Annotated in this window: 7 protein-coding genes; 3 read left to right on the top strand and 4 right to left on the bottom strand. The window is 70.9% G+C overall.

Going from position 1 to position 8415, the window contains the following annotated elements:
* Positions 1–25 precede the first annotated feature (25 nt).
* Entirely contained in the window at positions 26–325 is a 300-nt protein-coding gene (locus EJK15_RS77840; RefSeq protein WP_420847124.1) for a helix-turn-helix domain-containing protein, read from the bottom strand.
* Here EJK15_RS77840 and EJK15_RS38545 point away from each other — a divergent pair.
* On the top strand, positions 304–3069 hold the full coding sequence (locus EJK15_RS38545; protein ID WP_138715412.1) for a helix-turn-helix transcriptional regulator: 2766 nt from the start codon (positions 304–306) through the stop codon (positions 3067–3069). The genes EJK15_RS77840 and EJK15_RS38545 overlap by 22 nt on opposite strands.
* Positions 3070–3076: 7 nt before the next feature.
* On the opposite strand, the gene EJK15_RS38550 is transcribed toward EJK15_RS38545, so the two are convergent.
* Positions 3077–3850, bottom strand: a complete 774-nt coding sequence (locus tag EJK15_RS38550) for an alpha/beta hydrolase (RefSeq protein ID WP_138715413.1) — start codon at positions 3848–3850, stop codon at positions 3077–3079.
* Positions 3851–4121: 271 nt separating this feature from the next.
* Here EJK15_RS38550 and EJK15_RS38555 point away from each other — a divergent pair, with 271 nt between their 5' ends.
* The gene (locus EJK15_RS38555; RefSeq protein WP_138715414.1) at positions 4122–5180 is read left to right on the top strand and encodes an alpha/beta fold hydrolase; all 1059 of its coding nucleotides are present in this window, start codon (positions 4122–4124) and stop codon (positions 5178–5180) included.
* Between the two features lie 92 nt (positions 5181–5272).
* Here the strand turns inward: EJK15_RS38555 and EJK15_RS38560 are convergent, their stop codons facing one another.
* Both EJK15_RS38560 and EJK15_RS38565 read right to left on the bottom strand, forming a co-directional pair.
* Positions 5273–5842, bottom strand: a complete 570-nt coding sequence (locus EJK15_RS38560) for a DUF308 domain-containing protein (RefSeq protein WP_138715415.1) — start codon at positions 5840–5842, stop codon at positions 5273–5275.
* 32 nt (positions 5843–5874) lie between these two features.
* Entirely contained in the window at positions 5875–7500 is a 1626-nt protein-coding gene (locus tag EJK15_RS38565; protein WP_138715416.1) for a DUF6351 family protein, read from the bottom strand.
* Positions 7501–7941: 441 nt separating this feature from the next.
* Here EJK15_RS38565 and EJK15_RS38570 point away from each other — a divergent pair.
* A partial coding sequence (locus tag EJK15_RS38570; protein ID WP_240777477.1) for an alpha/beta fold hydrolase occupies positions 7942–8415 on the top strand: 474 nt, incomplete at its 3' end.

Raw genomic sequence — 8415 nt, forward strand, 5'->3', positions numbered from 1 at the left:
GAGCCGAACCCTCAACATGGTCCGGTCATCGCACCGTACGCAAGGGAGACACATGAACACCGCCGTCACGACCGCCTGTCGCGGGCCCTGCACGCCCACCACCGCGCAGGGTCAGCGCGCCCGCGGGGTGCCGATCGCGTGCTCCGTAGACGGCGGCCATGAGGTCTTCGCGGGAGGCGAAGCGGCGGTAGACGGTGCGGCGGTCCACCCCTGCCGCAGCGGCGATGGTCGCCGAGGGGTCGTCGGCGCTTCGCGGCCAAGAGCTCTGGCCTGATCGGCCATACCTGAAGGAGTGAGGGAAGCGTGGAGTCGCTCGTCTCGACAATGGTGGGCCGGGATGACGTCCAAGGGGACCTGTCCGCGTTCATGACGGCCACCGGGGGGCAAGCCCTCATCCTCAGGGGCGAGACCGGGGTCGGCAAGAGCGCCCTGCTCGACCATGTGGCCGGCCTCGCGGCCTCGGAGAACCACCGGGTGATCCGCGCCGCCGGGGTCGAGGCTGAGGCGCAGCTGCCCTTCGCCGGCCTGCACCAGCTGCTGTACTCGCTGCTGCCCCGTTCGGCCGAGCTCGACGAAGGCCACCGTGCCGTCCTCGACGTCGTCTTCGGGCTGCGCGAGGGCAAGGCTCCGTCGGTCATGTCCCTCGGCATCGCCGTCCTCGACCTGCTGTCTTCAGCGGCCTCAGAGAAACCGCTGCTGCTGTTGCTCGACGACGGTCAGTGGATGGACGCCTCCAGCGCCGAGGTGTGCGGGTTCGTGGGGCGCCGGCTCACCGGCAGCTCCGTGAGGATGCTCATCGCCGTACGGTCCGACGTCGGCTCGCGGTTCGACACGGCCGCGCTTCCCGAGCTCCCGGTGGCGGCCCTGTCGGAGAAGGCCGCCGAGCAACTGCTGGACCTGCGCCATCCGCAGCTCGACAGGCAGACCCGGCGCATCGTCATGGAGCACGCCATAGGCAACCCCTTGGCGCTCTTGGAGCTGCCCGCCTACCTGAACGGCGGCCACACCGGCCGCACGGCCGAGGAACTCCTCGGATTCGGCAACATCCCGCTGTCCCGCCGGCTGCAGCATGTCTACGGCATCCGCATCGAACGCCTGGCCGGTCCCGTACGCGAGGAACTGCTGCGCGGCGCCCTCGACGGTGTCGGGGCAGGACCTGGCGGCAACCGCGCCGCCGGCGCCCGCTACCGCATGCGCGAGGCCGACGAAGCGGTCGCGGCCGGCCTCCTGGACACCGACCCCGCCACCGGCGACCTCGTCTTCCGGCACCCGCTGATCCGCACCACCGTCGTTCAGCTGGCGACTCCCAACCAGCGCCGCGCGGCACACGCCGAGCTCGCGCGGGTGCACCGCGACGACGTCGAGCGGCGCGCCCGCCACTTGGCGGCCTCGATCGTGGATCCCGATGAGGAGGTGGCAGCCGCGCTGGAGGCCGCGGCCGACTCGGCGACCCGGCGCGGCGGCGCAGTCGCGGCCGTGGCCTGGCTGACCCGCGCGGCGGAGCTGAGCGAGACCTCCGCCGACCGCTCCAGGCGGCTCGGCGACGCCGCCTTCATCGCCGGACATGCCGCGCTCCTGGACCAGGCGCAGAAACTCGTCCGCTCGGACCTGCTGCCGGGCGCGAGCGAGTCCCCCGCCACGGTCGTCACCTCCGCCTACGTGGCCCTGTACGAAGACGGCGACGTACGCTCCGCGCATCGCCACGTCGCGGCGGCGATCGAGAGCCTGCGAAAAGACAGCGCGCACGAGCCCGCCGAAGTACTCACCCGGCTGGTGAACGTGCTGCTGGCCATCAGCCAGTACGCCGGCGACGCCACGCTGTGGGACCGCACCGAGCGGCTCATGGACTCTCTGGGGCACCGAGTCGACACACGCTCGGCGATCTACCGCGACGCGTGGAGCGACGTCGTCCGTCACGGCGCGGGCGTGCACGAGCGCGTCGAGCGCGCCTTCGCCGGCGTCTCGGAGCTCGAACCGTGGGACGTCTCGCGCCTGGCCGTCGCCGCCTACCACGTCGACACGCTGAGCCAGTACCGCCCCTACCTGCGGCGGGCCGTCGACCGTGAGGTGGAGACCGGCGCCGTGGCCACCGGCATGACCATGCTGCACCTGATCATGCTCGACCAGCTGGCCGCCGGCGAGTGGGACGACGCCGAACGTACGGGACAACGCGCGCTGGAGCTGACCACGTCCCATGGAAACGGGCTGTTCACCCACCACACCCGCGCCTACCTGGGGCTCCTGGCCGCCATGCGCGGCCAGGTCGAACGGGCCAGGGAGTTGCAGGCCGTCCTGGACGCCTGGGCCCGCCCGCGCGGCGTGGGATTCCTGACCCAGATCGCCGACGCCATCGGCACGGCGGCGGCCCTGAGCGAGGGTGACTACGAAGCCGCCTACCTGTACGCCATCGGCATCACGCCGCCGGGATCGTTCGAACGCTGCGCCCACCAGGCCTCACGCACGCTGCTCGACCTGGTCGAGGCCGCCGTGCACACCGGGCGCCTGGAGCAGGCCCGCCGGCACGCGCAGGCCGCCTCCGACGCCGGCCTGCCCGGCGTCTCCCCCCGGCTGGCCCTCATCACGTACGGTGCCCTGGCGATGACGGCCGCCGACGAGAAAGAGGCCGAGGACATGTACGCCCGGGCCGAGGCCCACCCGGCCGGAGCCGGCTTCCCGTTCGAGCTGGCGCGCATCCGCCTGGCCCACGGCGTCCGGCTCAGGCACACCCAGGGGCCCAAGGCCGCACGGCCTGTCCTGGTCCGCGCCGCCGAGTCCTTCGAACGGCTCGGCGCCCAAGGCTGGGCCGAACGTGCCCAGGCCGAGCTGCGCGCCTCAGGGGCGCCCGCCCGCGCCTCGCTGTCGTACCTGACCGCGCTGACCTGGCAGGAACGCCGCATCGCCGAGCTGGCCGCAAGCGGGCTGACGAACAAGGAGATCGGCGAACGCATGCGCCTGTCCCCGCGCACCGTCAGCTCCCATCTCTACCGGGTCTTCCCGAAACTCGGCATCACCTCGCGTGCCGCGCTGCGCGACGCTCTGGGCAAGACCGGCGCCGGTGGCGACGCGTGAGCCTCCTTCACCACTTCGACGGGTCGGCGCGCACCCCTCGCTCGGCGAGCCAGACCAGCACATAGTCGGCGACCGCCCGCCAGCCGCTGTCGACGACCAGCGAATGGGCCCGGTCCGGAAACTGCTTGAGGCTGCTGGTGGCCGTCGAGTCGCCGTACAACTTGTACACGGCCCGGGTGACGTGGTCGGGCACCAGCCGGTCCTCCTGCCCCGAGATCAGCAGCAGCGGGCCGCGGCCGGTGTTGCCGTGGTCCACGACCGCCCGCGGGTGCCGTACGGCGCCGCCGTGTCCCAGCTCGGCCAGCAGCCGGCGCGACCCGGGCACGACGTGGCGCTCGAACAGCTCGGCCGACTCCTGCTCGGTGACCGCGTTGGCGAACAGCCGCCGGAACCTCCCGGCGTCCATCGACACCGGCCACGGCTCCCCGGGCGCCGGGGAGATCGCGTGGTCGACAGGGGCGGGGGCGATGGCGACCGCGGCACGGCCCGCGTTCGTGCCGAGGAGGTGCTGCGCGATGAGCCCGCCCACCGAGTGGCCGACGATCACGGGCGGGGTGGCGAAGGAACGGACGATGCGCGCGTAGTGATCCGTGAGCGCGTCGAGCCCCAGCTCGTGGAGCGTCTCGGGATGCCGGCGAGCCTCGCCCACCGTGGCGGGCTCTCCCGGCCAGCCCGGCGCGCAGACGGCGAAACCGAAACTGGAGAAGCGCTCGTTCCATGACTCCCACGACGACGCGTGGAGCCACGCGCCATGGATGAAGACGACGGGAGTGGGGTTCACGGATCCTCCGAGAGGCTCAGGACCAGGTCTGATCAAGGATTGTCCGGATGCGCCTGGGCGGGAACAGTCGAATGACTGAATGTTCCCGTCCGCCTTGCGTCGCTGGTCCGGCGCGGTCTGCCGGGACGCCGTGCTCCGGGGGAGGGTTTCGCGTGGGCGGCACGGCTGCCGTTCGCCGTGTCTCACCGTCATCTGACTGATGTGTCGGATTTCCCTGCCCGAAATAGTAAGAAATGCCGCATTTCCTGTGGCACGACACGGAGGACTCCACATGATCAACAGGCGCACCTTCGGCAAGGCCGTCGGTTTGGCCACCGGCGCGACCGTCGCCTCGCTGGCGGGCTTGCAGGCCTTCCCTGCCGCCTCCGCCACCCCGCGCGGGGCGACCCCGGCGTTGCCGGCGGTCACGCCCGGCACGCACACGTCCTTCGCCTCCCTGAAGCAGGTCAAGGCCGGGCTGCTGGACATCGGTTACGCCGAGGCGGGGCCGGCCCGCGGGCCCGTGGTCATCTGCCTGCACGGCTGGCCGTACGACATCCACAGCTTCGTCGACGTCGCTCCGCTGCTGGCCGCGCAGGGCTACCGGGTGATCGTTCCCTACCTGCGCGGTCACGGCACGACGCGGTTCCTGTCCGCGAAGACGTTCCGCAACGCCCAGCAGTCGGCGATCGCGCTCGACATCATCGCCCTGATGGACGCCCTCAAGATCGACAAGGCCGTTCTCGCCGGCTTCGACTGGGGGTCGAGGACCGCCGACATCATCGCGGCCCTGTGGCCGCAGCGGTGCAAGGCCCTGGTGTCGGTGAGCGGCTACCTCATCACGAACCTCGAGGCCAACCTCGAGCCGCTCCCGCCGAAGGCCGAATACGCCTGGTGGTACCAGTACTACTTCGCCACCGAGCGGGGCCGGAAGGCCATGGAGAACAAGGACAAGCGCCACGACCTGACCCGGCTCATCTGGGACACCGTCTCCCCGACGTGGGACTTCGACGACGCCACCTTCGAGCGCACGGCCGCGGCCTTCGACAATCCCGACTACGCCGCCATCGTGATCCACAACTACCGGTGGCGGCTGAGCCTGGCCGACGGGGAGCGCCGTTACGACGGTCTGGAGAAGCAGCTCGCCGCACGGCCGGCCATCAAGGTGCCGACCATCACCCTGGACGCCGAGCGCGACCCCTTCACGGCGCCGCCGGGCGACGGCTCGGCGTACCGCAACATGTTCACCGGCCCCTACGAACACCGCACGCTGGAGGGCATCGGCCACAACCTGCCGCAGGAAGCGCCCACGGCCTTCGCCCAGGCCGTCGCCGACGTGGACCACTTCTGACGAACGCGACGGCCAGCCCACCACCTGCGACACCAAGACAGCCTGCCGGATGCGATCCGGCAGGCTGTCGGTGCGTTCGTGGCCGATTGCCGTCAGACGGTCTGCGTCCGCGGCCGGCGGGTACGCCAGGCCAGCAGCCCGGCCTGGATGATGAAGAACACGCCGCCGCCGGTGGCATAGACCGACAGCACGTCGAGCGAGGCGTCGTCCCCGAGGGCCTGGATGTTGTAGAAGATGCCCACGAGGAACGACAGACCGCCGGCGATCAGTATCGGCCACTGCCGGCCCAGCTCCGGGCCGCGCCGCAGCAGCCCGACCAGCACCTGCGCCGCACCGGAGACGACGGCCCAGGCACCGAACACGTGCAGCACCGCGGACACCCCGCCCGCCCCCGCCAGGCCGACGCCGACAGCGGCCAAGGCACTGAGCAGCCCGTTGAACAGTGTCAGGCGACCCTCCGATCCGTCCGGGACCGCACGCAGCTCGATCAGCGACGACACCGCGTCGATCAGCGGATAGACGACCAGCAAGGTGATCGCGAGGGCGTCGATGGGGTCGTGCGCGAAGGCGAACGCCGCGGCCCACCCCACAGCCAGGACTCCGCGGCCCAGGTACAGCTTCAGCAGGAATGACATTCCCGATGACGGAGTGTTCGTGCTCATGATGGGTGGCCTTTCCGACGAGTGGGCGGTTGTCAGTGCCGGACGGGGGCGCAGTAGTAGCTGCCGGCGTCGGCCGGGTCGCCGTGGCCGGTGTAGCGGGAGACGGACGGGTACAGGCACAACTCGCGCGTCACCGTCTTGCCGGAGGAGTCCGTGATGGCGGCGCTCAGCGTCTGCGGGGCCTTGCCCTGTTCGACCCAGGCCGTCAGGGCGCCGAGGGCGTCGGTGGGCGCGGGGCCGGTGCTCGTGGGGCCGGCGCAGTGGGCGACGCCCGGCGCCAGGAACAGCCGGTGGAAGTCGTCGACCCGGCGCGCACCACCCATGGCCAATTCCACCCGCTCGCGGTAGTCCACGGTGCCCTGGGCGGGAATCAGCTGGTCGGCCTGGCCGTGCCAGGTGAGGAGCTTGCCGCCGGAGCTGCGGAACGCCGACAGGTTGGGGTCGTCGGTGCCGATGATCGTGTCGTACTCGGCCTGGGACTGCTCGAACAGCTTGGCGAACTCGGCGTAGGTGATCGTCGAGAGATCGTAGGAGGGCTGCCGCTTCAGGAACGTCGCGACCCAGCTGGCGGGTACGGGGAACGGCGCGCCCACGCGGTTGCCGTCCGCGTCGATGCGGGTGCCGGCGAGGTCGAAGCCGGCTCCGATCGGGATGCCGGACCACAATTTCTTGCCTGACGGGGTGCGGGGGCCGTCCCAGATCTTGCCTACGACGGCCGCGTCGGCCGCGGTGATGGTCTCCTGCTCGCCGTCGCATTCGACGCTCTTGCCGATGAGTTTCCGCGGATCGAAGGTGCACGTGGCGGGGTCGCCGATCAGCCCGTCGGGAGCGCCGTCGAGCGGGTCGCAGGCCTTGACGGCGGCCTCGTTGAAGGCGTTGAGCTCACAAGGAGAGGGGAAGGTGTTCTCCTCGTTCATCACGACCTGCGGCCACAGGGTCGCGACCTCGAACTCGTCCCAGTTGATGGCGGGAGCGGTGGCGAGGATGCCGTCGAAGTCGCCGGGGTGGCGCTGGGCCTCCATGTAGCCCTGGCGGCCGCCGGTCGAGCAGCCGTTCCAGTACGAGTAGGAGACGGGCCTGCCGTAGACCTCGTTGACGACCTGCTTGCCCACGACCGCCATCTCGTGCTGGGACCGGTCGGCGAAGTTCTTCAGCAGCGCCGTGTTGACCTCGCCGTCGCTGTTCAGGGCCCAGCCGGTGTCCAGGTACGTGCCGACGCCGGCGTCGGTGGTCGCGGCGGCGTAGCCGCTCTTGATCGCGCCGGCCAGGCCCGCGCCGTAGTCGCCGGCGGCGAAGGCGGTGCCGCCCACTGCCTGGAAACGGCCGGTCCAGTCCGTCTCGGGCAGCCAGATCCGCACCTTGGCGTGATCGCCGACTCCTGGGTGGGTGAGCGTGACCGTGACATCGCAGTAGGCCGGCACGTCCGGGATCTCGACCACGTCGGTGAACGGCGGCACCGGAGGGATGGTCAGGGTGCCCTCCTCCCGGCTCACCGCCGTCACGGACTCCACCGCGGTGCCTGCCGGGGCGTTCACGGAGATGGACGAGCACGTGAACGGGACGGCGGCGGAGCTCGCGGCGCCGGCCGAAGCCGCGGCCGGCAGGCACACCGCCGCCAGCGGCACTGCGGCCGCGAAGATGATCAGAAGGCGTTTCATGACGTTCCTCTCGCTGAAGTACTGGCTCGTCAGCTGCTGGGGTGCGTCTCACTGTCGTTCGCGGCCGGCACCCGGCACATCAGTCAGTTGACGGTCAGCATCGGCGAGCCGCTCCGGGCGCACGTCACACACGCTGCGGCGCAGGTCAGCGGGCCGCATACGGGGACATGTGCGCCGCTCGCGGCCCACGGCCGGGCACTGCCGCCCGTGCTCACGTCACAGACTGATGAGTTGAATGGCTTAACGCGCTGAGGTGCGCACACGACCGCCACGCAAGGCCAGGTAGCCCGCCGACCAGCCCCGTCGTGCTGCCGAACGACGGTCCGGCCGGCTCCTCGTGACTGACCGTCAAGTGACCGATGTGGCCGCGGTCCTTCCCGGACGACAGTGATGACGCCAGATTCACCACCTTCGTCTGAAGCCTTTTGAAAGGGGAATTTCGTGGTCAGCAGCAAGGGTGTACGCATCCGGGGGCTCATGGGCGCCCTGTCGACGGTCGCGATCGGTCTCCTCGCCACCGCCGCCACGCCCGCCCTCGCGGCGGACAAGCCCGCCAAGCCGACCATCGTGCTGGAGCACGGCGCCTTCGCCGACGCCTCCAGCTGGAACGCGGTGATCGAAGAGCTGCGCGCGGACGGCTACCCCGTCGTCGCCGCGGCCAACCCGCTGCGCGGACCGGCCAACGACGCGGCCGCACTCCGCAGCGTCCTCGACCACGTCGCCGGACCCAAGATCCTCGTCGGGCACTCCTACGGTGGCTCGGTCATCAGCGTCGCCGGCGCGAACGACCCCCAGGTCAAGGCCCTCGTGTACGTCGCCGCCTTCCTGCCCGCCCCCGGCGAGAACGCCCTGGAGCTGACGAACAAGTACCCCGGCTCCACCCTCCCCGCCACCCTCGACCTGGCTCTTATAGAC

The sequence above is a fragment of the Nonomuraea basaltis genome, from assembly GCF_005893125.1.
Classification (GTDB): Bacteria; Actinomycetota; Actinomycetes; order Streptosporangiales; family Streptosporangiaceae; genus Nonomuraea; species Nonomuraea basaltis.